The following is a 22,589-nucleotide window of genomic DNA, read 5'->3' as shown; positions in this document are numbered from 1 at the left end:
CGTCGCCTCCGGCGGCCTCGTGAACTCCGCGGGCCTCGTGAACTCCGCGGGGCGATCGACGGCCCGAGGGGCGCGGGGGTGTATCCGCTCGGGCGGTCGCGGGCGCTGCTCGTGAAAACCTGGCTTGAACACGGTCGACACCTCCGCCGGATCCCAGCTCTGCCCGAAGCATGACACGCTCGGGGGCTGACCGGGTACCACGACGGGCCGTTCACCCGGCTTTCGTCAGAGCCGGCCGGCGGCCTTCAGTACGAGGTAGACGTCGGAGACCTTGGAGGCGAACGTCTCCCGTGGCTCGTCGACCACGATCACGTTCTGCTGCTCCAGCAGCGCCTTCACCCGCTCCCGTTCCGCCAGCGCGAGCTGCGCGGCCGCCGCCAGGTGGACGTCCTCGGCGGTCGCGCCGGACTCCGGCAGGTGGGCGAGGCGGGCCGTCTCCGGGTCGCGGACGCTGGCCAGCACGACCCGGTGGCGGGTGGTCAGGCGGCGCAGGATCGGCAGGAGGCCCTCGATGATGGGGGCCGCGTCCAGGGCCGAGAAGATCACCACGAGCGCGCGTTTGTGGTCGCGGCGCAGCAGCTCGCCCGCGGCCAGGCCGAAGTCGGTCTCCACGAGGGCCGGCTCGAGGGAGGCCAGAGAGCTGATCAGCCGGGGGAGCTTCGTGCGGTGGCCGCCGCCCTCCACCTTGGCTCGGACGACCCGGTCCAGGGCGACCAGGTCGACGCGGTCGTCGGCCTTGGCGGCCAGCACGGCGAGCAGCAGCGCGGCGTCGATCGCGGCGTCCAGGCGGGGCTCGTCGCCGATGCGGGCGGCGGACGTACGGCCGGTGTCCAGGACGCACACCACGCGGCGGTCGCGTTCCGGGCGCCACGTGCGGACCATGACGTCGTGTGTCCGCGCCGAGGCCCGCCAGTCGATCGAGCGGACGTCGTCGCCGATCACGTACTCGCGCAGCACGTCGAACTCGGTGCCCTGGCCGCGCCCGCGGGTCACCACCGCCCCGTCGAAGACGCGCAGCTTCGCCAGCTTCTCCGGCAGCAGCCGCCGCGACGGGAAGCGCGGCAGCACGCGCAGCGTCCACGCCGGGGTCACCGCCTCGTTCCACTTCTGCGGCCGCTGCCGGTACGCGAGCCCGAGCGGCCCGTACGAGCGCAGCGTCACCCGGACCGCGGGCCGGTCGCCGTGCCGGGTGGGCGTGAGCGTGGTGGTGATCCGCTGCTCCTGCCCGGCGAGCAGGTTGATCCGGTGCTCGGTGCCGTCCGCGCCCGCCGACGGCACCCAGCGGTCCCGCAGGCGCAGCCACAGCGGCCGTCGCGAGGTGTTGGCGACGGTCAGTGCCGTGGTCGCCGTACCGCCGAGCCAGACCGTCTCGTCGCCCTCCCGGCGCAGCGTCACCGCCGTCAGCGGGGCCGCGACCAGGGCGTCGAGCAGCGCGGCGCCGCTGGCGATCGCCAGCACGATCGCCGTCAGCAGCCAGGGCGAGGGCAGCAGCGCCGGCAGCGGCACGCCCAGCGCCAGCAGCAGCGCGAAGCGCCTGGTGACCACGGCCGGCTCAGCGGGGCGCGGGTACGGCGCCGAGCACGGTCCGCAGCACCGAGTCCGTGGAGACGCCGTCCAGTTCCGCCTCGGCGCGCAGCCGTACCCGGTGGCGCAGCACGGGGATCGCGAAGGCCTTCACGTCGTCGGGCAGCACGTACTCCCGGCCGCTGAGCCACGCGCGGGCCTTCGCGACCGCCAGCAGCGCCGTCGAGCCGCGCGGCGAGGCGCCCAGCTCGAGCGCCGGGGACATCCGGGTGGCCCGGCACAGGTCCACGATGTACTCGAGCACCGGCTCGGCGACGGCCACGCCGCGCACCGCCGCGCGCCCGGCGGCGAGGTCGGCGGCGGAGGCCACCGGGCCCACCCCCGCGGCCTTGAGGTCGCGCGGGTCGAAGCCCTGGTGGTGGGCCCGGAGCACGCCCAGCTCCTCCTCGCGCTCCGGCAACGGCACGGCCAGCTTCAGCAGGAACCGGTCGAGCTGCGCCTCCGGCAGCGGGTACGTGCCCTCGTACTCGATCGGGTTCTGCGTGGCGACCACGATGAACGGCTCGGGCAGCCGGCGCGACTCGCCGTCCGTGCTGACCGTGCGCTCCTCCATCGCCTCCAGCAGCGCCGCCTGGGTCTTCGGCGGGGTGCGGTTGATCTCGTCGGCGAGCAGCAGGTTGGTGAAGATCGGCCCGGGCCGGAAGTTGAACGCGGCCGAGCGGGCGTCGTAGATCAGCGAACCGGTCACGTCGCCGGGCATCAGGTCCGGGGTGAACTGCACCCGCTTGGTGTCGACGTCCAGGGCGGTCGCCATGGCCCGGACCAGCAGCGTCTTGGCGACGCCGGGCACACCCTCCAGCAGCACGTGGCCACCGCACAGCAGCGCGATCACCACGCCGCCGACCACCGCGTCCTGGCCGATGACCGCCTTGGCGACCTCGGTCCGCAGCCGCTGCAGGGCGTCGCGGGCCGCGATGGCCTCCACGGATACCGAAGACGTCACGTCAGATTCCCCTCGTCCGGTGCCTGTCGCCAGTTCTGCTGCCCGGTCACGTACCGGACCAGGGTCTGCACGGCCGTCGCCGCGCGGACCAGTTCGCCGTCGCTGTCCTCGACGCTGCCGGCGAGGACGTGCCGCACATCGTCCACGGGCCGGCCGGTGTCCGCCGCGACCCGCTCGGCGAGGTCGTCCGCCGGCGTGTCCGCGGGCAGGTCGTAATGCTCGGCCAGGCGGGCCAGCGCCGCCGACCGTACGGTGGCCAGCGACGTGCTGCGCGCGCCGGCCCGCCGATAGAGGCCGCCCAGCCCGCGTACGGTCTCCGCGGCCCGGACCCGCACCGGAAGCGGCTCGGCGACCGGTGCGCCCAGGCGCCGGGCGGACGCCAGCGCCAGCGCGATCGCCGCCGCGACGAGCAGAGCCAGCGTGGCCCACACCGCGGGCGGGAACGCGCGGGCCAGGGGGCTGTCGCTGAGCGCGGTGCCGCCTCCGCTGGGCCGCCCCTCGCCGTCCCGCGGTTGCCCGGTCGACGGGTCCCGCGGCTCGCCGTCCTGGTCGCTGCCCGTGCCGTCACCGTCGGCGCCGCCGTCGGACCACTCCGGGTCGTCCCGCTCGTACGGGTCCTGCGTGGGTTGCGTGCGCGGCGGCCGCTCCCGCGCGTGCAGGTCCAGCCAGAGCACCCGGTCGTTGCGGCTCAGCAGGGCCGTCGCGAACGCGTGGTTGGCGTGCTCGTCGGCGCGGTCGTTGCGGAACGGGTCCACCGCCCCGACCAGCGTCACGTCGGCGAGGCCGCTCACCTGGAACTCGGCGACGCCGTCCTCGAAGCACTGCACCGCGTCGTACGCGCCCCCGTCGTAGCGCCACCGCAGCGCGGCCGCGGCGCCGGCCGAGGAGAACGAGGCCGAACAGCCCGGCTGCGGCGCGGCGGCGGTCCACCGCGGACCGGCGACCGGCACGTCGAGCCCGGCGGAGTCGAGCTGCCCCTTTCGCGGTGCGACCAGCACGACCCGCACCCCGGCCGGCAGCCGGACCAGCCGATCCAGGTACGCCGGGTGGACCAGCTCGGGGGCGGCCACGAAGACGGTCGCCGCGCCGTTCGCGGCCACCGCGGCCAGCACGTCCTCGGTGCTGGTCCGCACGTCGACGCGGATCCCGTTGCGGGTGAGCTCGTCGGCGAGCAGGCGGGCGCCCTCGCCGTCGTCGCTGGTGGGGGAGAGGAACGCGGCGTCGGTGGGATCGGGCTGCTGCACGGCGTGCGCGATCCCGGTCGTGGTGGCCAGCCCGGCCACCACCGCGAACGGCAGGGCGAAACGCAGCCAGCGGCGGTTCCTCACGGCGTACCGCTCCTCATCCGGGCGCGGACCTCACCGGTCAGGGCGCGCATGTGGTCGTCGAGGGCTCGGTGCGCGGGGCGGTCGCCGTACCAGATGTCGGAGAACAGTTCGGTCGCGCCGCCCAGCGGTGCCGCCACCGACGGGCGTTGCACGGCCGCCGTCGCCGCGACCTCCGCGGCGGTCGTGCCGGGCAGCGGCGAGACCACGCCGGCGGCGGTGAGGTCGCCGACGACGTCGCGCAGCCGCTGCCGGATCGCCTCGGCGTAGCGTCCCTCCGCGGCCAGCCGGTCGGCGAGCAGCGTGCCGTCGGCCAGCACGACGCTGGGCCGGAACTCCGGGTCGGCCGCCACCTTGGCCGGTCGCGCGGGCTTCGGCGCCTTCTTGCGCCGGCGCCACCGCGGCAGCCGCCAATTCGGCCGGCGCAGCCGCCAGCGCGGCATCCGCCGCGGCACCCAGGCCGGGTACCAGTACCACAGCGCGCCGGTGATCCCCGCGGCCACGAGCAGCAGGAACAGCAGCAGAGACGGCGAGATCACGTCGAAGACGGACGCGGCGAACTCGTCCCAGACCCGGGTCACGGCGCGTACACCAGGGGCGCGGCGTCGTCCTCGCCCCGGCTGCGGGCCCGGCTGATCGCGATGTCCAGGCCCTCGGTCCGGATCCGCGTCTCCAGCAGCAGCACGGCGTCGACGCAGCCCAGCGCGGCGTACGCGATCGTGTTGGCGAACGCCCACGCCAGCGGGGTCAGCCAGGTCAGCCAGCCGGGCCGGTCCCCGGAGACGATCGCGAACACGGCCACCCACCCGGCGCCCAGCACGATCCGCACGGCGAACCACGTCAGGTACGCCGCCAGCCGCGTCCACGCGCCCCGCATCCCGTTGCGCACCGCGAGCCGCGCCGCCCGCCCGAAACTGCCCGTCCGGTCGATCACCAGCACGGCCCCGACCAGGCCGAACATCCCGTACGCGAGCAGCCACCCGACGAACCCGGCGAACGCGGCCACCCCGCACAGCCCGGCGAACACGATGGCCGCGGGCAGGACCAGCACCGGCCGCGCCCGACCCCACAGGGCCCGGTTCGGCAGCGGCCGCCCCAGCAGCGCCGGCCCGGCGGCCGCGGCGGCCAGCGCCCCGAGCACACAGATGATGAACGCCTCGGCGGCGAACCCGGTGGCCACGACCAGCCACCACAGGCCGAAGCTGCCCTTCGCCGGCCCGTACACCGGCGGGCTGGCCGAGGCCAGCTCCCGCAGCGGCATCAGCGCGGCCTGCTCCAGCACGGCCAGGACGCCGGCGGTGACCAGCAGCGGCAGCGCCCGCGCGCGCAACAGCGTCATGGCGGCGTCCAGCAGCTCACCGAGCGTCATGGGACGCAGCGGCAGGTCCGGCTGCGCAGGCATGGCGGCGATCCTAGGCGATCCGGGCATCTTCAGGGGTCACGGCCTGCCCGGACGCATCGGCGGTTATCGTGCCCCGATGGGCCCCCACGAGGTGCCCTCCTTTTTGAAAGGTTCTCCCATGGCGAATCCTTCGGTCTCGCGGCGCAGCATCCTGGCAGCTGCCGCCGCCGGCGCCGCCGCTCCGGCCGTCCTCTCCGGGTCGGCCGAGGCGCACGGCGGGCACGGCGCCACGACCTACGACCTCACCGTGCTCGGTACCTCCGACACGCACGGCAACGTCTACAACTGGGACTACTACAAAGACCTCGAGTACGACGACAGCGCGCACAACGACGTCGGCGTGGCGAAGCTGGCCGCGCTGGTCAACCAGATCCGCGCCGAGCGCCGGGGCCGGGCCACGCTGGTGCTGGACGCCGGCGACACGATCCAGGGCACGCCGCTGGCCACGTACTACGCCAAGCAGGAGCCGATCACCGAGACCGGCGAGCGGCACCCGATGGCCCGGGCCATGAACGTGCTGCACTACGACGCGGTGACGCTGGGCAACCACGAGTTCAACTACGGGCTGCCGCTGCTCCACCTGTGGATCCGCCAGCTGGGCTTCCCGGCGCTGGCCGCCAACGCCGTGGACGCGAAGACCTTGCGGCCCGCCTTCACGCCGTACGTGATCAAGAAGGTCTCGCTGGGTCGCGGCGCGCCGACGCTGCGCGTCGGGATCCTGGGCCTCACCAACCCGGGCGTGGCGATCTGGGACCGGGCCAACGTCGAGGGCAAGCTGGCCTTCACCGACATGGTCGAGACCGCCGCGAAGTGGGTGCCGATCATGCGCGCCCGCGGCGCCGACCTCGTGCTGATCTCCGCGCACGGCGGCGACAGCGGTACGAGCAGCTACGGCCCCGAACTGCCCAACGAGAACCCGAGCGCGCTCATCGCCGAGAAGGTCCCCGGCATCGACGCGATCCTGTTCGGCCACGCGCACCGGGAGGTGCCGCAGCGCTTCGTCACCAACGCGCAGACGGGCGCCCAGGTGCTGCTCTCCGAGCCGTCGAAGTGGGGCCAGCGCCTCACCCGGATGGACTTCACCCTGGTCCGCGACCGGGGCCGGTGGACCATCACCGAGAAGAAGTCCGCGTTGCTGAACACCAACACGGTCACCGAGGACCCGAAGGTGCTCGCCGTGGTGCGCTCCCAGCACAACAAGACGGTGGCGTACGTCAACCAGGTCGTCGCCACGTCCACGGAGGAGCTGTCCGCGGCCGAGTCCCGGTACAAGGACACCGCGATCCTGGACTACATCAACAAGGTGCAGACCGACACGGTCACCGCGGCGCTGGCCGGTTCCGCGTACGCGTCCCTGCCCGTGCTGTCGATCGCCGCGCCGTTCAGCCGTACCGCGGTGTTCCCGCAGGGCGACGTGAAGATCAAGGACGTCGCGGGGCTCTACATCTACGACAACACGCTGGAGGCCGTGGTCCTCACGGGCGCGGAGGTCAGGGCCTACCTCGAGTACTCGGCGAAGTACTTCGTGACGCTGCCGGTGGGCGCCCAGCCCGACCCGGCGACGATCAGCGACCCGGCCGTGCCGGACTACAACTACGACGTGCTCTCCGGCGTCGACTACGACATCGACATCAGCAGGCCGGTCGGCTCCCGCATCACCCGCCTCGAGATCGCCGGCGCGCCGGTGGCCGCGGACGCCCAGTTCGTGGTCGCGGTGAACAACTACCGGCGCAGCGGCGGCGGCAACTTCCCCGGCATCGTCAAGCCGCAGGTGTACAACGCGCAGCAGGAGATCCGGCAGCTGCTGATCGACTGGGCGCAGGCCAAGGGCGAGATCAACCCGGCCGACTTCTTCGTGCCGAACTGGCGGCTCGTGCGCGAGGGCGTACCCGTCTTCTAGCAACGTGCTCGGGAGGGGCGCATCCCCCGATGCGTCCCTCCCGGGTCTTCTACCGGCCGGTCAGCGGCTTCCAGGCGCCGTGCTCGTCGGCCGTCACCATCACCTGACCGGTACGCCCGTCGCTGAGCGTCAACTGGCACAGGTAGTCCCGCGTACCGTCGGTCCGCCGGTCACCCGCGGCCCGGCAGTCGGCGTCCGTCGCGCTGACGTTCGCCTTAGCCAGCTGCCCGTCGCTGACGACGTTCTCCTCGAGCACCTTGACGACGGCTCCCTCCCGCACCTCCAGGTAGGCCGGCACGCCCACCGCGAAGACGGTCACGATCCAGAAGAACGAGCTGACCGCGAGCATCACGGCGAACGTCACCCAGTAGGGCGCCGCGCCGTTGCGTCCCCGCCGGGCCTGATCGGCCCGCCGCGCCGCGGAGATCGCCCCGAGAACCCCGAACAGGAACGTGAAGACGGCCACCGGCCAGAGCGCCGGCGCCTGCGCGCGGGGCGCATTCCGCATTTCCTCCGGGTACGGCACCAGCAGCCCACCGACCTGCGGCACGACCACGGGTACGACCGCCTCGGGCATCTCGGGCGCGGGGCTCTGCGGCGCCCACGGGGGCGCGGTCGGGTACGCGGCCGGCGGGGGATAGGTGGGCGCCTGAGTGCCGTACCCGGCCGGTGCCGCGTAGCCCGTCGGCGCTGGGTAACTCGGAGCCGGATAGCCGACCGGTTCCGCCGCGTGCCCCGTGGTCCCAGGGTAGCCCGCCACCTCCGTCGAGTAGGCGGACAGCGCGTCGTAGCCCGCCTGCTCCGGGTAGCCGGACGGTGCCTGGTCGACCGGCCCGCCCTGCGCCACGACCCCGTGCTGCGTGACCGCCGGGCGGTACGGTTCGAGGTGCTCGGCCGGCGGGTACTGCGCATGTCCCGCGGCGAACTGCGGGTACTCCGCGCCCACGGGGCCGTACGGGATCTGCGTGGTCATTCGGGGGGCCTTTCCGGTAGCGGCTCGGGTGCAGCGCCGTGCCAGGCCCCCTCCATCGGCCGCGGCCCCGCGGACCTGAGAAGAGTTCTACGCCCAGGTCCGCGGCCCCCGTCAGCCGTCGTTTCGTGCCGGGTCGTCCCCGGGGGTCACCTCGACCTGCATCTCGGTGATCCACAGCCGCTGGTCGTCCGGGCAGTCGAGGTAGACCTCCCGGGCGTACCCCTTCCCGACCGTGCGGTAGCCGCCCGCGTCGATCCAGTTCGCCAGCAGCTGGCCGGTCCGGAACGCCTCCGACATCGGCCCGTGGTGCACCAGCGTCGCGGCGTGCTCGACGGCCGGCAGCTCGACCACGTCGAAGCCCGGATCGGCCGGCACGTCCCCGCGGATCGGGAACGCCGCGTGCACGGTGATCGCCTCGTCCGTCGCCCCGTGCGGGTCGGGCAGGTAGTACGCGATCGGCGACCCGTCCATCGCGATGCCCTGGGATTCCAGGCGTTCCATCAGCTGCGGATACAGCGGGCTGAGCGCGACGGTGATGTCGGGCCCGTCATAGCTCGGGGCGGGCGCCGACAGCTCCGCCACGCGCAGCGGCGGGATGCTCTTGAGGATGACGTCTCCGGTGTCCATGTGTCCCTCGGTCTCGATCATGCGGAGACGAGCGTCGACCAGGGCGAGGCGCGCGCTGTTGGCGGCCATCTCCTCGGCCAGCTGGGCCCGCCGCAGCCGCAGCATCCCCCGGAGCTCGCCCACGTCGACCTTCTCGTCGAGCATGGTCTGCACCTGCTGCAACGAGAAGCCGAGATCCTTGAGGGCGAGCACCCGGTTGAGCACGGGCAACTGGTCCACGGCATAGAACCGGTACCCACTGGCCGCGTCGACCCGGGCAGGCCGAAGCAGGCCGATGGCGTCGTAGTGCCGCAACATGCGCACCGACACCCGGCCCAGGGCGGCGAAGTCTCCGATACTGAACATGGTCACCCCACGATCCGGCCTGACACGGTGTGAGGGTCAAGCCGCTGAAGACAAGCTAGCCGCGTCGCATTCGGGCCGCGTCGGTGTCAGGTGGTGCCGGTGCCGCCGCTGTCGCCGCCCCCGCTGTCGCCGCCGCCGTCCCCGCCCTCGGTCGGCTGCGTGGTCGGCGGCGTCTCCGGCGTCGTCGTCGGCACGGTGGTCGGCGTGGCCGGCCGCGTGGTCGTCGGTTTCGTCGTCGGGGTGGCCGGGGTCGATGTCGGCGCCGAGGGTGTCGGGGTGCGGGTCGGCTTCGTCGTCAGGGTCTGCTGCGGCGTGGCCCCGTTGGGTCGCTGCGGCACCCGGTCCGGGGTGGTCTCCGTGGGGACGACCGGTTGGTCGGGCTGGTCGGTGTCCTGCGAGTCGGTCGGCACGACGCCCGTCGTCGAACCGGGGTTGTCGTCGCTGCCGTTCCCGCTGGACAGCCAGATCGCCACGCCGAGGCCGCCGGCGAGCAGGAACAGCGCGATCACCGTGAACAGCACGGCGAGCTGGCCCCTGGACTGCTTGGGCCGGGCCGGGGCGAGCGGCGGGGCCGCCTCGAGCAGGTTGCGCTGCACCGGCATCGTGCGGCCGGGCGCGCCCGGGCTCATCGGCCGGGTGAGGGCGGTGCCGGTGAGCGACTGCGCGCGCATCCGGGCCCCGGTCGCGCCGGCCGCGCCGAGAGCCGCCGCGCCGCCGAGGGCCGCGCCGCCCAGCGTCGTGCCGGTCGTCGAGGGGCGTACCAGGCCGGTGCGGGTCATGGACGTGCCGGTCTGCGCACGCCAGTCCAGCGAGCCGGCCGCAGCGAGCGCGGCCTCGGCGAACTCGGCGGCGCTGGCGAACCGGTCCGCCGGGTTCTTCGCCATGGCCTGGCTGATCAGCTCGCGGACCTCCGGCGGCGCCAGGCTGTCGGGCAGCGGCTCGGGATCGTCCTCGAGGTGGCGCAGCGCCACCTGCAGGGCGTTGTCCCCGTCGAAGGGCGGAACCCCGGCGATGCAGTGGTACGCCACGGCGCCCAGCGCATAGATGTCCGTGGCGGGGGAGACGTTGCCCTTCGCCACCTGCTCGGGTGCCATGTACAGCGCGGTGCCGACGATGGCGTTCAGCCCCGTGACGCTGGTGACCTGGGCGGACCGCGCCACGCCGAAGTCGACGAGGATCACCGCGCCGTTCGGCTTGACGATGAGGTTGCCGGGCTTGACGTCGCGGTGGACGGTGCCGTTCTCGTGCGCGGCGTGCAGCGCGTCCGCGGCCTGCGCGACGATCGACATGGTCTCGCCGACGCTGAGGCGCCCCTGCTCCTTCAGACGGGCGGACAGCGGCTCGCCGTCGACGAAGGCCATGACCAGGTACGCGCACTGGTCCTCGTCCTCGGCGTTCCCGGCGCTGTAGTCGTACACCTCGACGACGCCGGGGTGCCGGAACGCGGCCATCATCCGCGCCTCGCCGTAGAACCTGGCCGCGAACTCCGGGTCGGCGAGCATGGCCGTCCGCAGCACCTTGACGGCGATCGTCCGGCCGAGCACCACATCGGTGCCCCGCCACACGTCACCCATGCCACCGGTGGCGATGCGCTCGTCCAACCGGTAGCGGTTGTCCAGGAGACTTCCCGAACTGAGCACCAGCGGACCTATCTACTCGGGTGTCGCCACGACCGGATCATGGGGGGCCCGGCCATGGGGCGAGCCGCGCACAACGATACAGATTCCCCGCGGCCCTGGGCGAGGTCGGTGGGTTGCGGATCGAGCACGCCGGAGGGCCCCCGGCAACCAGGCGAAACCCCTCGGAATCGTACGCCGGACACGGTCTCGGGCGCCCTGAGTCTCCGGGGCGATCCGGTGGGTGACCGCTCCGCCGCGCCGGCCGGGACGATCACCGGCGGGTGAGCGGCGGGACCGTCCGGCCCTCCGCGGAGTCCGCGATCAGTTGGGTGAACCGGCGCTCCCGCGTGTCGGCCCGCTTCGCGCTCACCACCCAGTGCGCCGCGGCGCGCCGGTAGGAGGCCGGCTGCTCGCTGAACCACTGCCATGCCTTCTCCTCCTTCCGGAACCGGGTGAGCTGCCCCTCGTCGAGGACGGCGTCCGCCGGCTGCTCGTACGAGTAGGTGGCGACCTTGTCGGTTTTCCGCTTCTCGAAGACGTCCAGCCCGGCCGGATGCATCAGTCCCGCCGCGGTCAGCTCGGCGATCTTGGCGACGTTGGTGGCACTCCAGACGCTGCCCGGGCGGCGTGGCGTGAAGCGGACCTGGTAGCGGTCCTCATCGATGCGCCGGGCGATGCTGTCGATCCACCCGAAGCAGAGCGCCTGGGTGATGGCCTCGGTGTGCTTCACGCCGGGCCGGCCCGTGTGCTTCTTGTAGTAGCCGACGAACAGCTCGGGCGCGTCGGCGTGGTGCTTCTCGAACCAGGTCCGCAGGTCAGCCTCGGATGCGAAGAACACGGCTTCCATACCGAGGACCCTAGGGCCAGGGTGCGACAGAATCGCCCGGGCGGCAAAGGGCTCCGCCCGGGCGAGATCTCAGCTGTCGTACGTCGGCGTGCTGACGATCGCCGTCTCCGCCAGCTGCAGTTCCTCGTTCTCGGCCCGGCGCTCGGCAGCGGCCCGGGCGGTGGAGGCCGCGGCCCAGCCCAGCGCGACACCGATGAGGCTCGCGCCGACGATGACCCCCCACGGCAGGCCCGGCTTGCGGCCGGCGAGGGCGTTGGCCGCCAGGTTGGCGCGGGCCCAGGCCTCGTCGGTCACGGCGTTGACCCGGGTGCCCGCCTTGCCGGCCAGCTTGTTGCCGCGGCGGGACGCCTTGCCCGCGAGCTTCTGGCTCTGCTGGGTCGCCTTGCCGGCCAGCTCGGCCACCTTGGCACCGGCGACGCCCGCGGTCGCCTTGCCGGCGTCCTTCGCGCTCTCGCCGGCCGATGCCATGGCCGACGACAGGTAGTCCCAGGCCTCTGCGGCGGTGCGCTCGGCCCTGTTCCTGCGAGAGAACATCGTCTCCTACCTCCTGCGATCGCCGGGTACGGCGCTCGGTCACTGATCCGCCAGGTGCCCAAGGGGCCGGAATCGCAAACGTGACCCGAACAGCTCCGGCCGGTGCGGTGAACCCGGGGCAACCTGCGCGCGAGGCCGCGTCGCAGGACCGTACAAAACTCGCTATTCGGACTCGATTCCCGGCCGAGTGTCGGATGTGGACAGCATCACGTCAGGTTAAACGGTGGACATCCCTAGGTAGGCTTGCTCCGGTTCTTACGTGGCACACAGCCACCTGCCAGGTTCGAGCACTACTGTCCGGTGCAGTTTCACCGGACCCGACGGGGGTAGTCACCGCCGCCCCCGGCGAGGGCCCGCACGGCAGTTCAGCGGCCCCTCGTTCCGAGGAGAGACGCCCGGGCGCACCCGGGCGGGTGGAGGTTAGGCGTGACGCTGTCGATAACGACGTCGACGAGGTCCACCGGTGTGGTGGAGGTCGCCCCGATGGGCGAGATCGACGTCGAGAACGCGTACGAGATCAAGGACGCCGTCGCGGAGCAACTCTCCGCCGCCGCGCCGCAGCGCATCGAGCTCGACATGCACGGCGTCACCTTCATCGACTCCGTGGGGATCTCCGCCCTGGTGGCCGCCTTCCAGCTCGCCAGCGTCAGCGGCGTCAAGCTCGTGGTCACCCGTCCGAGCCGGTTCGCGCACCGTCAGCTGTGGGTGACCGGCCTGCTCGGCCTCTTCGGCGCGCCGGAGCCGTGCACGGACTGCGGTGACCCGGCTCACCGCACGCTCGTCCCGGGAGCCTGAGGGCACCGCAAAACCGACATTCGACGGGTACGCGGTCCCGCGCCCGTATCCGCCGCCTGACCGCGAGTGATCGTCGGGTTAAGCCCGTCTGAGGCGACTTGTCCCCGGGCTGGCCGTTACGGAATAGTGCCTGACCGTGGCGCGACTTCCGATGGGTACGGCCATCCTGCGGCGCTACGTCCTGATCGGCGCGATCGGTCAGGGCGGGGTCTCCACCGTCTACCGGGCTGTCGACTCGGTTCGCGGCCGCCAGCTCGCCGTCAAGATCCTTGCTCCCACGCTCGCCGGCGACCCCGGCGCGCGGGACGACGTACGCCGCGAGGCCCTCATCACGGACCGGCTGCGGCACCCCAGCGTCCCCCGCGTCTTCGAGTACGGCGACGCGCCCCTCCCGGACGGCACGGTCGTCCCGTACGTGGCGCTGGAGCTGCTCGACGGCGTACCGCTGACCGAGCGCCTGGCCGATGGCCGCCTGGACTGGCCGGAGGCGGTCCGCATCGCCGCGACCGCCGCCGACGTCCTCGCCGTCGCCCACCGCCGGGGCGTCGTGCACCGGGACCTGTCCGCCCGCAACGTCATGATCGCGACGGACGGCGTGAAGATCATCGACTTCGGCCTGGCCACGGCCACCCGCCCCGGTGATGGGGCCACCGAGCCGGCATCGAGGGCCGCCGACCTACCATATTTCCGCACGGTCGCGCCGGGCCGAGACCGCACGGTCGCGCCGGAACGGGACAGCGCAGGGCCGGGCCGGGACCGCGGTGTGTCGGGCCGGGACCGCGGCGCTCCGCCCTCGCACCCGAAGACGGCCTTCGCCCGGCCCGCCGACGACGTCTACACCCTCGGCGTGCTGCTGTACGAGATGCTGACGGGCCGGTCGCCGTACCCGCCGGCGGTGGCCGCCACGATCGTCGCCGCGGGGCGCGCCGCGCACCTCGCGCCGACCCCCGTCCTGGCCATCCCGGGACTGCCGCCGCCGCTGCGGGACCTCGTCCGGGCCTGCATGGCCAAGCGGCCCGAGGACCGCCCGGCCAGCGTCGACGTCGCGCTGAACCTGTGGCGTCTGCTGGACGGGGCCCGGCCGCTCGAACCGTCCGTGAACTGAGCCCCGGAGACATTGCCGGCCCCCGGCAGTACGGCGGGAAGTCAGGTCTCCCGACCCTGCCGGACCCCTGGCGACGGCGAGCATCGTCAGGGTGTCGGCACCAGTGAATCCGACAGGATCTCTGCAGCCGATGTGTTGTCGCCCCAGACCCCGGCGACCGGATCGCCTGTCGACGTGACCGTCGAGGAGGGGTCATGGCTCTGTCCGAACACTCGATCTCCACCACGCGGCTCCTGGCTGATCGCCAAGCGTCCGGGCCGGGCGGCAGCCTCTACGGCCATCTGCTGAGGGAGGTCCGGCAGGCCGGCCTGCTCGAGCGCCGCGCCGGCCACTACGTCGGGCGCATCGTCGCCACGGCGGTGCTGCTGGCCGCCGGATGGATGGTCTTCGTGCTGCTCGGGGACTCCTGGTGGCAGATGGCGGTCGCCGTGTTCCTGGCGTTCGTCTTCACTCAGCTGGGCTTCATCGGCCATGAAGCCGGACATCAGCAGATCACCGCCGGGCGTCGCGCCAACGACGTCCTCGGCCTGCTGCACGCCGATCTGGCGATCGGGCTCAGCTACGGCTGGTGGGTCGACAAACACAACCGCCACCACGCCCACCCCAACCAGGAAGGCAAGGACCCCGACATCGAAAGCGGTGCACTGGCCTTCACCGCCACCGACGCGGACAGCTGGGGACCCGTGGCGCGGGCGCTGTACCGCTACCAGGCGTACTTCTTCTTCCCGCTGCTGTTGCTCGAGGCCCTGAACCTGCATCTCGCCAGCGTCCGCGCGGTGTTCACCGGCCGGATCGCCCGCTGCCGGCGCTGGGAGACGGCCCTGCTCGCCGCCCACTTCGCCGGCTACCTCGCGGTGGTCTTCCTCGTGCTGCCGCCGGTCAAGGCCGTCGCTTTCATCCTGGTGCAGCAGGGGCTGTTCGGGCTGTACCTGGGCTGCTCCTTCGCGCCCAACCACAAAGGCATGGCGATCCTGTCCGCCGACGACCACAGCGACTTCCTGCGCCGGCAGGTGCTGACCTCCCGCAACGTACGGGGCGGATGGCTGGTCGACTACCTGCTCGGCGGGCTGAACTACCAGATCGAGCACCACCTGTTCCCGAGCATGCCCCGGCCGAATCTCCGCCGCGCCCAGCCGATCGTCCGCGAGTTCTGCGCGGAGCACGGCCTGCCGTACTGCGAGACGGGACTGTTCGCGTCCTACGCCCAAGCGTTGCGTCACCTCGACGCGGTTGGGCGCGCGGGCCGGAGCACCCCGCCGACCTGAGGCCGAGCCGCGGCGGGCCGGACCTGCCCGGTCAGCGCCGCGGCGACCCGGCCACCGGCGCCAGCCGGCGAATCTCGGTGGTGAGCCGGGAGGACAACTCCCGCGCGGATTCGGCCGCTGCCGGCGGCGTGGGCTCGAAGAACGTCACCCGCAACCGCGGGCGCCGCGGGAACTGGGCGATGTCAGCAGTACCGGTGACCGCGGCGCAGACAATGCGTGCCTGCGGCGCGGACCGGGCCAACCGGCCGGCACCGCTGCGGGCACGCAGCTGCCGGCCCTGCGAGACGGCGCCTTCGGGGAAGATGCCGACACAGCCGCCGGCGGCCAGATACCGCGCTGCGGCCTTGATCGCGGCCGAGTCCGCACGGCCGCGCTCCACCGGTATCTGTCCCATTGCGTCCAGCACCCAGGCGATCAGCGGGTTCTTCCACAACGACGCCTTGGCCAGCGCATGGATCTGCCGGCGCCGGCGGACGGCGGCAGCGATCACCATGGGGTCCCAGCGGCTGTCGTGGTTGGCCAGCACGAGCGTCGCGCCGTACGCCGGCACGTGCTCCGCTCCGACCACCTCCAGGCGCCCCCACCACCGCACGACGGGCCATACCGCGGCGATGACCACCCGGTAGACCGGCGGGATCCGCGGACCGGCCCTTGGCGAGGCGTCGGCTGCCCGGCACTCCTGCATGACCCCACCGTCGCCGCCCACACCCGCGACGACCAGAGGCTTCCGGCCCGCGGGCGTACGCCGGGGCCCCCGAGCCGCACCGGCCGGCCCGGCAACTCGGGTGGAAAGACTCTGCCGAGGGCCACCGGCACCGGCGCACGCTGCAGGGACAGGGGCACGCTCACGTTTGGCAGGTCGGCCATGACCACTCCTCGACGTACGACGACTGTTCCCACCTCGCCACCCTCGACGCCCCGGCTGGCCCTTCCTCCGGTCCGGGCCGGGCAGGCGGTTCTGGACGGGGCGTGGTGGCCGCGTTCCTGGGATCCGGTCGCCGAACTGCCCGGCCTTCTCCTCGCCCTGTCCGACCGCTACGGGCCGGTCCGGCAGGTCATGCTGCACAGGGGCACCTGGATCGGCGACGTCCGCCGGCTGGCGGTGGGTACGCGGAGAGTCCAGATCGGCTGGTTCGGCTCGCTCGACCCTGCCCTGGCGATCGCCACCACCGACCGGGGCGACCAGATCGACCTGCTCGTCGTGCCGCCCCGGACGCCGGAGGCGCTGGCCCGCAGCGCGATGGCAATGGCGGCCGACCCGGCCAACACGATGCGGGCAGCCGCCCTGCTCGCCGCCGCGGCGGCTGCTCCGGCCCGCACGCCGCCCGGTGCCGCCGAGCCGACCTCGGCCTGGGACAACGAGGGCGGTCACCTCGCCGAGGTAGCCACATCCCGGCCCGCCACGCCTTCCCCGACATCACGCGCGATGGCGCGGCGGTGAAGGGCCGGGTCTTTCGCCTCTGTCCGCCGGCCGCCGGCCCGGCGCATGCTGACGGAGATCAGACCCTCGACGAGGGCCTCGCGTCAGGAGGGGGACGATCATGCTCGTCCTGGTCATCGTTCTACTCGTGGTCTGGCTCATCCTCGCCGTGGTCGGCTTCGCGATCAAAGGCCTGCTGTGGCTGGCCATCATCGGAATCATCCTGTTCCTGGGCACCGCAGCGGTCGGCGTGGTCCGGCGCAGGGCTCTGCGTCGTTAGGCCTCGCGACGATCGTGTGACGGCGGCACGCCTCAGATGGCCGGCGTCTGCACGACGATGTTCTCCAGGTTGATCTTCACGTCGGTGGCCTCGCCCGGCGCCCGGATCGGCGTGACCGACGCGTAGCCCTCCGCCAGGGCCGCCAGGTCCGTACCCGGCTCCAGCGGCTCGTCGGCCGCCTGCACCGCCGTACGGACGAAACCCTCGCCCGCCTCCGCGATGCTCATCTGCACCTGGCCGAACCGGGCGAGCCGGGCCCGCCGCAGCCCTCGGATCCCGTCGACGTGCATGTCGGGCACGTTGAGGTTGAGGACCGTGCCGGGCGGTGTGTGGGTCAGCGTGGGCAGAAGCTTCACCGCCAGGTCCGCCGCGCTGGTCCAGTGGCGCTGCTCGTCGTCCGTCTTGTCCAGGTCGGCGATCGCCTGGCCGCCGCTGCCGGCCGTGCCGTTCGCGGGGGACAGGACGTCCAGCGACACCGCCAAGCCGTGCAGGCCGGCGTGGGAGGCGGTCAGCGTGGCGCCGACCGTACCCGAGTGGATCACCGCGGCCCCGGCGTTGGCGCCGCGGTTGATCCCGGAGAGCACGAGCGTCGGCGTACGCCCGAAAGCCTCCCGCAGGGCGAGGATCACGATGAACGCGGGGGAGGCGGCGACGGCGTACGCGGGGATGGTCCTGGCCCCCGGCAGCTCGCGCGGCTGCACGTGGATCCGGCCGTTCTTCTCCACCGCGGTCATGGCCGCGCTGGTGCCGCTGGCCTCGGTCAGCGGCGCGGCCACGACGACGTCGAAGCCCTGCCGCGCGGTCGCCCGCGCCAGCCATCTGATCCCCGGCGCGTCGATCCCGTCGTCATTGGTGATCAGAATCCTGGGCCGATTCATGCTGTGCCTTCCTGGCATGCCCTCGTGGCCCTCACGGTCACGGCCGCGCGCCGCTTGCGCGGGTGCGGTTCGGTGCAGTCGGTCATGCTGTGCCTTCCTGGCATGCCCTCGTGGCCCTCACGGTCACGGCCGCGCGCCGCTTGCGCGGGTGCGGTTCGGTGCAGTCGGTCATGCTGTGCCTTCCTGGCATGCCCTCGTGGCCCTCACGGTCACGGCCGCGCGCCGCTTGCGCGGGTGCGGTTCGGTGCAGTCGGTCATGCTGTGCCTTCCTGGCATGCCCTCGTGGCCCTCACGGTCACGGCCGCGCGCCGCTCAAGCGGGCGCGGTTCGGTGCACTTGTTCACGCTGGGACCTTCGCGTTGGCGGGGGTCAGACGGACCCGCTCGGTCAGGACCTGGACCGCGTCGATGCGGCCCGTGCCGAGGCCGTGGCGGGTGACGTTGAGGGCGCCGGCGGCGGCCCCGGTACGCACAGCGTCACACAGGGTTCCGCCCTGGGCCAGCACCGCCGCGACCCCCGCGGTCATCGAGTCGCCGGCGCCGCGCGACTCGGCGGCGACCATGCGGGGCATGTCGACCTCGTACACCTTGTTGTCGATGAGGGCGAGCGCCCCGTCGCCGGCGCGGGAGACCAGCGCCGTCTCCGCGCCGTCGTCGTGCAGCTTGTAGAGGGCCTTGGTGAGCGACTTCGTGGAGCCGTCACGCACCATGCCGTCGCGGAGGAGTTCCTCGTGGCTCACCTTGACCACGTGCGGGCGGGCCTCGAGCGCGGCGGCCAGGTGGGCGGCTGAAAGGTCGACGATGACCTTGCAGCCGTTCGCCCCGAGGTCGGTGGCGAGGCGCCGGTAGACCGAGGGCGGCACCACGGACGGGTGGGCCGGGCCGCTGAGCACGGCGATGCCGGCGCGCAGCCCCTCGGCGAGGGCCAGGCTGTACAGCTCGTCCATCTCGTGGCGGGACAGCGGCTGGCCCGGGTCCTCGGCGAGCTCCTCGCGCTTGCCGCTGCGCCGGTCGTGCACGTACCAGCCCGTGCCCGTGTCGCGCTTTATGGTCTTGAGCGTGACGCCGTGGAACTTGAGCAGCGGCTCCAGCACGCGTCCGACCTCACCGCCGGCCGCCGCGCAGAGCGTCACCTGCGCGCCCAGCAGGGTGATCATCCGGGCCTGCCAGACGCCCTGGCCGCCCGGGTGCACGTGCAGCTCGGCCTTGTCGTGCTGCTGCTCGATGGTCACGGTGAGCTGGGGCGCAGGCACGAAGACCATGACCCCTTTGTTACCCATGGGGACAGTTTTACGCCTTTGGCCTGAGGTGCGGGACTGATCGGGAGATTTACGGCTTGCGGCCGAGGACGACGCCGTTGGCGCCGGGAGCGTCGAAGCGGACCGTACGGATGTCCGCGAAGCCCGCGCCGGCCAGCCACTCCGCGTACTCGGCGTCCGAATAGTTCCGCCCGCCCTCGGTCTCGACGAGCATGTTCATCCCCATCAGCGCGGCCGGCGCGGGTCCCGTGCGGTCGGCGTCGAGCAGCAACTCGGAGATGATCACGAGGCCGCCGGCGGGCAGAGCCGCGTACGCCTTGACCAGCAGCTTCCGGTTCGTCGCCGCGTCCCAGTCGTGCAGGATCATGCTCAGCAGCAGCACGTCGTGCCCGCCCGGCAGGGCGGTGTCGCGCAGGAAGTCGCCGGGCGCCGTGGTGATCCGGTCGGTCAGCCCGGCCGCGGCGATCTTTCCCGCGGCCAGCTCGCAGACGTGGGGCAGGTCCAGCACGGTCGCGGTCAGCGCGGGGAAACGGCCGCAGAGCTCGATCGGGTACGCCCCCGAGCCGCCGCCCACGTCCAGGAGCCGCCGGCACGCGCCCAGGTCCACGGCCTCGCCCAGCGCCCGGGCGGTGAAGATCGACGTGGAGTGCATCGCCTCCCAGAACGTCCCGAGCAGCTCCGGGTCCGCCGTGGTGAACATGGACTCCTGGCTCGCCGGATCCCAGGTCAGCGGCTTGTCCGCGCGCAGCGCCTCGCCGACGCGGTGCCACGGCAGGTAGGTGCGCTGGTCGCAGTAGCTCACCTGGCCGCCGAAGTAGTACGGCCGTCCGCGGACGAGGAACTCCTCGGCGAGCGGTGAGTTGCGGTAGCCCTCGCCGGCCCGTTCGAGCAGGCCCAGCGAGGCGCACGCGGTGAACAGCAGGTCGGCGGGCCGTTCGGGGAGGCCGAGTTCGCGTTCGGCGTCGGCCACGGTCAGCGTGCGCCCGCCGGCGAGCTTGCTGAACAGGTCGAGCTCCACCGCGGCGGCGAACGTCTTGAAGCTCCAGAAACCGGTCACCAGGTCCATGAGGGGCGTGGGGGTCACCATGGTGCAGATGATCCCAAATGGCACCCCGTCCTGGCGAGGGTCCGGCGCTACCGGGGCGCCGCCTCGGTGAGCTGCTGGACCACGGGAATGAGGTCCGGGCGGTTGCGCAGCAGGTCCTCGAGGCGTACGCGCCACCGGCTGGCCTCGATGTCCACGGCGAAGCGGTCGTTGTCGCTGCTCTCCACCGACGCCGCGAGCAGGCGCTGGCGGGTGTTGGACAGTTCGCCGTAGAGCTCGGTGCCGAGCCGGCTGAGGATGCGTCCGGCGAAGGCGTCGTAGCCCGGCCCGCCGGCGGCCCGGACGAACGCGCGGGCGCCGTCCCAGGCCACTCGGGGTTGATGGATGACCGACTGAGTCATGATGTCCCTCCGCTCTTGGTCAGTGACCAAGTGTAGGGATGTGAGGAGGTTTCGGGACCCGGTTCACCAGCCCGCGGGCGTACAGGATCGGTGGCCCGCGCTGACCGGCTCCGCCTGCAGCGTCGCGTGGTCGATGTGGAAGTCATCGTGCAGCGCCTCGCGGGCGGACGCAAGGACCGCTCCGAGGTCGGCGTCCGGGACGAGGCTCAGGTGCGCCGACGCCACGTCCATGCCGGAGGTGAGCGTCCAGACGTGCAGGTCGTGCACGTCGCAGACGCCCGGCACGGCGGCGAGCCGGTCGCGCACCCGGGTCATGTCGAGGTGCGCCGGGGCGGCCTGGACCAGGATGCGCACGGCGGAGCGGGCGAGCGCGAACGTCCGGGGCAGGATCATCAGCGCGACGACCACGGCCACGATCGGGTCCGCGTACGCCCAGCCGGTGGTCGCGATGACGATCGCCGCGAGAATGACGCCCGCCGAGCCCAGCAGGTCGCCGACGACCTCGAGGTACGCCCCGCGCACGTTGAGGCTCTCCTTGGCGCCGGAGCGCAGCAGCGCGAACGCGATCAGGTTGACCACCAGGCCGCCGACGGCCACGACGAGCATCGACCCGGCCGGCACCTCCGGCGGGTCGGAGAACCGCCGGACGGCCTCGACCAGCACGTAGACGGCGACGCCGGTGAGCAGCAGCGCGTTGCCCAGCGCGGCCAGCACCTCGAGCCGGTAGAGGCCGAAGGTGCGCTGGGAGTCGGTTCCGGCACGGCCGGCGGCGTGGATGGCCGCGAGGGCCATGGCGATGCCGAGGACGTCGGTGAACATGTGCCCGGCGTCGGAGAGTAGCGCGAGCGATCCGCTCAGCAGCGCGGCGGCCGCCTCGACCAGCATGAACGCGGCCAGCAGCCCGGCCGCCCACCACAGCCGCGAGCGGTGGCGCTCGCCCGCGCGCAGCGCCTGCCCGCCGTGGTCGTGCCCGGCTCCCATGCCCCCACCTTCCGTCCTCGCCCCGTGCCTCGGCAAACGTATGTTCGTATCGCTATGTATGCAAGTTGAACTCGATTGTCGATCCCGGGGTATCCACTCCACGACAAACCGCCTCGCCTGGAGGGAACCACCCCATGTCCAGACGCACCATCGCGATTGTTGCCCTGACCGCGCTCGCGGTCACCGGCGCCGCGCCGTCCGCCGCCGCCACTCCCACCCCCAGCGGCTCATGGCCGACGGTGATCCAGCTCCCGGACGGTTTCCAGCCGGAGGGCATCGCCGTCGGCGGGCTGCCGTACGCCTACTTCGGCTCCCGCGCCGACGGCGACATCTACCGCGTGAGCCTGCGCACCGGCCACGGTCAGGTGATCAGCCAGGGTCCCGGCACGCCGTCGCTCGGCATGAAGCTCGACCACCGCGGCCGGTTGTTCGTCGCCGGTGGCAGCGGGGGCGACGCCCGCGTGCTCGACGCCGCGTCCGGCAGGGTGCTGCGGTCGTACCGGCTGCAGACCGTGCCGTCGTTCATCAACGACGTCACGCTCACCGCCGGGGCGGCCTGGTTCACCGACTCGACCAACCCGGTGCTGTTCAGGCTGCCACTCGGCCGCCACGGCAGCTTGCCCGCCGAGGCGGTGCCGGTGTCGCTGACCGGCGACATCGTCTACGCCGACGGCATCAACGCCAACGGCATCACGGGCACCCCGGACGGGCGCGGCCTGATCGTCGTGCAGTCCGGCACGGGCAAGCTTTTCCGTACGTCGTACAGCGGCGTGACCAGGGAGATCGACCTCGGCGGCGAGTCGGTGCCCAACGGCGACGGCCTGTGGCTGCGGGGCACCACCCTGTACGTCGTGCAGAACCGGCTCAACGTCATCGCGAAGATCCAGCTGAACCGGCACGCCACGAAGGGCACCGTGGTCAGCCGCACCACCAGCCCCGGTTTCGACGTCCCCACCACGATCGCCGAGTACGGCAAGCGCCTCTACCTGCCGAACGCGCGCTTCACCACCACGCCCACGCCGACGACCCCGTACACCGCCGTCGGCGTGCCGCGACCCTGAC

At 72.8% G+C, this 22,589-nt stretch carries 23 protein-coding genes; 7 read left to right on the top strand and 16 right to left on the bottom strand.

Annotated elements, in window-relative coordinates; genetic code table 11:
- Positions 1-225: 225 nt before the first annotated feature.
- The 5 genes from IT780_RS23540 to IT780_RS23520 are packed head-to-tail and all read right to left on the bottom strand — an operon-like array spanning position 226 to position 5,254.
- Positions 226-1,545, bottom strand: a complete 1,320-nt coding sequence (locus tag IT780_RS23540) for a DUF58 domain-containing protein (protein ID WP_199513815.1) — start codon at positions 1,543-1,545, stop codon at positions 226-228.
- Between the two features lie 7 nt (positions 1,546-1,552).
- On the bottom strand, positions 1,553-2,527 hold the full coding sequence (locus IT780_RS23535; protein WP_199513814.1) for an AAA family ATPase: 975 nt from the start codon (positions 2,525-2,527) through the stop codon (positions 1,553-1,555).
- Positions 2,524-3,855 carry a DUF4350 domain-containing protein gene (locus IT780_RS23530; RefSeq protein WP_199513813.1) on the bottom strand — a complete coding sequence of 444 codons (1,332 nt, stop codon included), beginning with the start codon at positions 3,853-3,855 and terminating at the stop codon, positions 2,524-2,526. The genes IT780_RS23535 and IT780_RS23530 overlap by 4 nt, the downstream gene beginning before the upstream one ends.
- On the bottom strand, positions 3,852-4,433 hold the full coding sequence (locus IT780_RS23525) for a DUF4129 domain-containing protein (RefSeq protein ID WP_199513812.1): 582 nt from the start codon (positions 4,431-4,433) through the stop codon (positions 3,852-3,854). The genes IT780_RS23530 and IT780_RS23525 overlap by 4 nt, the downstream gene beginning before the upstream one ends.
- Complete coding sequence (locus IT780_RS23520) at positions 4,430-5,254, bottom strand: hypothetical protein (RefSeq protein ID WP_199513811.1); 825 nt, start codon at positions 5,252-5,254, stop codon at positions 4,430-4,432. The genes IT780_RS23525 and IT780_RS23520 overlap by 4 nt, the downstream gene beginning before the upstream one ends.
- A gap of 118 nt (positions 5,255-5,372) precedes the next feature.
- Here IT780_RS23520 and IT780_RS23515 point away from each other — a divergent pair, with 118 nt between their 5' ends.
- Positions 5,373-7,154 carry a bifunctional metallophosphatase/5'-nucleotidase gene (locus IT780_RS23515; protein WP_199513810.1) on the top strand — a complete coding sequence of 594 codons (1,782 nt, stop codon included), beginning with the start codon at positions 5,373-5,375 and terminating at the stop codon, positions 7,152-7,154.
- A gap of 49 nt (positions 7,155-7,203) precedes the next feature.
- Here the strand turns inward: IT780_RS23515 and IT780_RS23510 are convergent, their stop codons facing one another.
- The 5 genes from IT780_RS23510 to IT780_RS23490 form a co-directional block, all read right to left on the bottom strand.
- Positions 7,204-8,127, bottom strand: a complete 924-nt coding sequence (locus IT780_RS23510) for a hypothetical protein (protein WP_199513809.1) — start codon at positions 8,125-8,127, stop codon at positions 7,204-7,206.
- A 111-nt stretch (positions 8,128-8,238) separates the two neighbouring features.
- A complete protein-coding gene (locus IT780_RS23505; RefSeq protein WP_199513808.1) occupies positions 8,239-9,099 on the bottom strand; it encodes a MerR family transcriptional regulator in 861 nt (286 codons plus the stop codon).
- 86 nt (positions 9,100-9,185) lie between these two features.
- Positions 9,186-10,739 (bottom strand): serine/threonine-protein kinase, encoded by a 1,554-nt coding sequence (locus IT780_RS23500; protein WP_199513807.1) that lies wholly within the window; start codon positions 10,737-10,739, stop codon positions 9,186-9,188.
- A 250-nt stretch (positions 10,740-10,989) separates the two neighbouring features.
- Complete coding sequence (locus IT780_RS23495; protein ID WP_199513806.1) at positions 10,990-11,565, bottom strand: YdeI/OmpD-associated family protein; 576 nt, start codon at positions 11,563-11,565, stop codon at positions 10,990-10,992.
- 69 nt (positions 11,566-11,634) lie between these two features.
- A complete protein-coding gene (locus IT780_RS23490) occupies positions 11,635-12,099 on the bottom strand; it encodes a hypothetical protein (RefSeq protein ID WP_199513805.1) in 465 nt (154 codons plus the stop codon).
- A 426-nt stretch (positions 12,100-12,525) separates the two neighbouring features.
- On the opposite strand from IT780_RS23490, the gene IT780_RS23485 reads away from it, so the two are divergent.
- The 3 genes from IT780_RS23485 to IT780_RS23475 all read left to right on the top strand — a co-directional run bounded on the left by IT780_RS23485 (position 12,526) and on the right by IT780_RS23475 (position 15,264).
- Positions 12,526-12,894 (top strand): STAS domain-containing protein, encoded by a 369-nt coding sequence (locus IT780_RS23485; RefSeq protein WP_199513804.1) that lies wholly within the window; start codon positions 12,526-12,528, stop codon positions 12,892-12,894.
- Positions 12,895-13,030: 136 nt separating this feature from the next.
- Entirely contained in the window at positions 13,031-13,999 is a 969-nt protein-coding gene (locus IT780_RS23480) for a serine/threonine-protein kinase (protein WP_199513803.1), read from the top strand.
- 194 nt (positions 14,000-14,193) lie between these two features.
- Positions 14,194-15,264: a fatty acid desaturase family protein gene (locus IT780_RS23475; RefSeq protein ID WP_199513802.1), complete on the top strand. Its 1,071-nt coding sequence runs from the start codon at positions 14,194-14,196 to the stop codon at positions 15,262-15,264.
- A 31-nt stretch (positions 15,265-15,295) separates the two neighbouring features.
- On the opposite strand, the gene IT780_RS23470 is transcribed toward IT780_RS23475, so the two are convergent.
- Positions 15,296-15,949, bottom strand: coding sequence for a lysophospholipid acyltransferase family protein (locus tag IT780_RS23470; RefSeq protein WP_199513801.1), 654 nt, complete (start codon positions 15,947-15,949; stop codon positions 15,296-15,298).
- Positions 15,950-16,129: 180 nt separating this feature from the next.
- Here IT780_RS23470 and IT780_RS23465 point away from each other — a divergent pair, with 180 nt between their 5' ends.
- Together IT780_RS23465 and IT780_RS23460 are read left to right on the top strand one after the other, a co-directional pair.
- Entirely contained in the window at positions 16,130-16,705 is a 576-nt protein-coding gene (locus tag IT780_RS23465; protein ID WP_199513800.1) for a DUF5994 family protein, read from the top strand.
- A gap of 100 nt (positions 16,706-16,805) precedes the next feature.
- Positions 16,806-16,964: a hypothetical protein gene (locus IT780_RS23460; RefSeq protein WP_199513799.1), complete on the top strand. Its 159-nt coding sequence runs from the start codon at positions 16,806-16,808 to the stop codon at positions 16,962-16,964.
- 32 nt (positions 16,965-16,996) lie between these two features.
- Here IT780_RS23460 and surE read toward each other — a convergent pair whose 3' ends face one another.
- From surE to IT780_RS23435, 5 genes are all read right to left on the bottom strand, one after another.
- Positions 16,997-17,842 (bottom strand): 5'/3'-nucleotidase SurE, encoded by an 846-nt coding sequence (gene surE / locus IT780_RS23455; protein WP_199513798.1) that lies wholly within the window; start codon positions 17,840-17,842, stop codon positions 16,997-16,999.
- 340 nt (positions 17,843-18,182) lie between these two features.
- The gene (locus IT780_RS23450) at positions 18,183-19,121 is read right to left on the bottom strand and encodes a 1-phosphofructokinase family hexose kinase (protein ID WP_233413396.1); all 939 of its coding nucleotides are present in this window, start codon (positions 19,119-19,121) and stop codon (positions 18,183-18,185) included.
- Positions 19,122-19,170: 49 nt separating this feature from the next.
- Positions 19,171-20,187 (bottom strand): methyltransferase, encoded by a 1,017-nt coding sequence (locus tag IT780_RS23445; RefSeq protein ID WP_199513797.1) that lies wholly within the window; start codon positions 20,185-20,187, stop codon positions 19,171-19,173.
- A gap of 47 nt (positions 20,188-20,234) precedes the next feature.
- A complete protein-coding gene (locus tag IT780_RS23440) occupies positions 20,235-20,546 on the bottom strand; it encodes a hypothetical protein (protein ID WP_199513796.1) in 312 nt (103 codons plus the stop codon).
- A 63-nt stretch (positions 20,547-20,609) separates the two neighbouring features.
- Positions 20,610-21,527, bottom strand: a complete 918-nt coding sequence (locus IT780_RS23435) for a cation diffusion facilitator family transporter (protein ID WP_199513795.1) — start codon at positions 21,525-21,527, stop codon at positions 20,610-20,612.
- Between the two features lie 134 nt (positions 21,528-21,661).
- Between IT780_RS23435 and IT780_RS23430 the strand changes: the two genes are divergently transcribed.
- Positions 21,662-22,588, top strand: a complete 927-nt coding sequence (locus IT780_RS23430) for an SMP-30/gluconolactonase/LRE family protein (protein ID WP_199513794.1) — start codon at positions 21,662-21,664, stop codon at positions 22,586-22,588.
- Position 22,589: the final 1 nt, after the last annotated feature.

This window comes from Nucisporomicrobium flavum (assembly GCF_016464385.1).
Lineage (GTDB): Bacteria > Actinomycetota > Actinomycetes > Mycobacteriales > Micromonosporaceae > Actinoplanes > Actinoplanes flavus_A.
The sequence above is the reverse complement of the archived record's forward strand: the minus strand, read 5'-3'. Positions and strand labels throughout refer to the sequence as shown.

Bases quoted from the DNA above. Each gene is read 5' to 3' on its own strand.
- IT780_RS23520 (WP_199513811.1), bottom strand. From the start codon at position 5,254: ATGCCTGCGCAGCCGGACCTGCCGCTGCGTCCCATGACGCTCGGTGAG.
- IT780_RS23515 (WP_199513810.1), top strand. From the start codon at position 5,373: ATGGCGAATCCTTCGGTCTCGCGGCGCAGCATCCTGGCAGCTGCCGCC.
- IT780_RS23510 (WP_199513809.1), bottom strand. From the start codon at position 8,127: ATGACCACGCAGATCCCGTACGGCCCCGTGGGCGCGGAGTACCCGCAG.
- IT780_RS23505 (WP_199513808.1), bottom strand. From the start codon at position 9,099: ATGTTCAGTATCGGAGACTTCGCCGCCCTGGGCCGGGTGTCGGTGCGC.
- IT780_RS23495 (WP_199513806.1), bottom strand. From the start codon at position 11,565: ATGGAAGCCGTGTTCTTCGCATCCGAGGCTGACCTGCGGACCTGGTTC.
- IT780_RS23490 (WP_199513805.1), bottom strand. From the start codon at position 12,099: ATGTTCTCTCGCAGGAACAGGGCCGAGCGCACCGCCGCAGAGGCCTGG.
- IT780_RS23475 (WP_199513802.1), top strand. From the start codon at position 14,194: ATGGCTCTGTCCGAACACTCGATCTCCACCACGCGGCTCCTGGCTGAT.
- IT780_RS23470 (WP_199513801.1), bottom strand. From the start codon at position 15,949: ATGCAGGAGTGCCGGGCAGCCGACGCCTCGCCAAGGGCCGGTCCGCGG.
- IT780_RS23465 (WP_199513800.1), top strand. From the start codon at position 16,130: ATGACCACTCCTCGACGTACGACGACTGTTCCCACCTCGCCACCCTCG.
- IT780_RS23460 (WP_199513799.1), top strand. From the start codon at position 16,806: ATGCTCGTCCTGGTCATCGTTCTACTCGTGGTCTGGCTCATCCTCGCC.
- surE (WP_199513798.1), bottom strand. From the start codon at position 17,842: ATGAATCGGCCCAGGATTCTGATCACCAATGACGACGGGATCGACGCG.
- IT780_RS23450 (WP_233413396.1), bottom strand. From the start codon at position 19,121: ATGGGTAACAAAGGGGTCATGGTCTTCGTGCCTGCGCCCCAGCTCACC.
- IT780_RS23445 (WP_199513797.1), bottom strand. From the start codon at position 20,187: ATGGTGACCCCCACGCCCCTCATGGACCTGGTGACCGGTTTCTGGAGC.
- IT780_RS23440 (WP_199513796.1), bottom strand. From the start codon at position 20,546: ATGACTCAGTCGGTCATCCATCAACCCCGAGTGGCCTGGGACGGCGCC.
- IT780_RS23435 (WP_199513795.1), bottom strand. From the start codon at position 21,527: ATGGGAGCCGGGCACGACCACGGCGGGCAGGCGCTGCGCGCGGGCGAG.
- IT780_RS23430 (WP_199513794.1), top strand. From the start codon at position 21,662: ATGTCCAGACGCACCATCGCGATTGTTGCCCTGACCGCGCTCGCGGTC.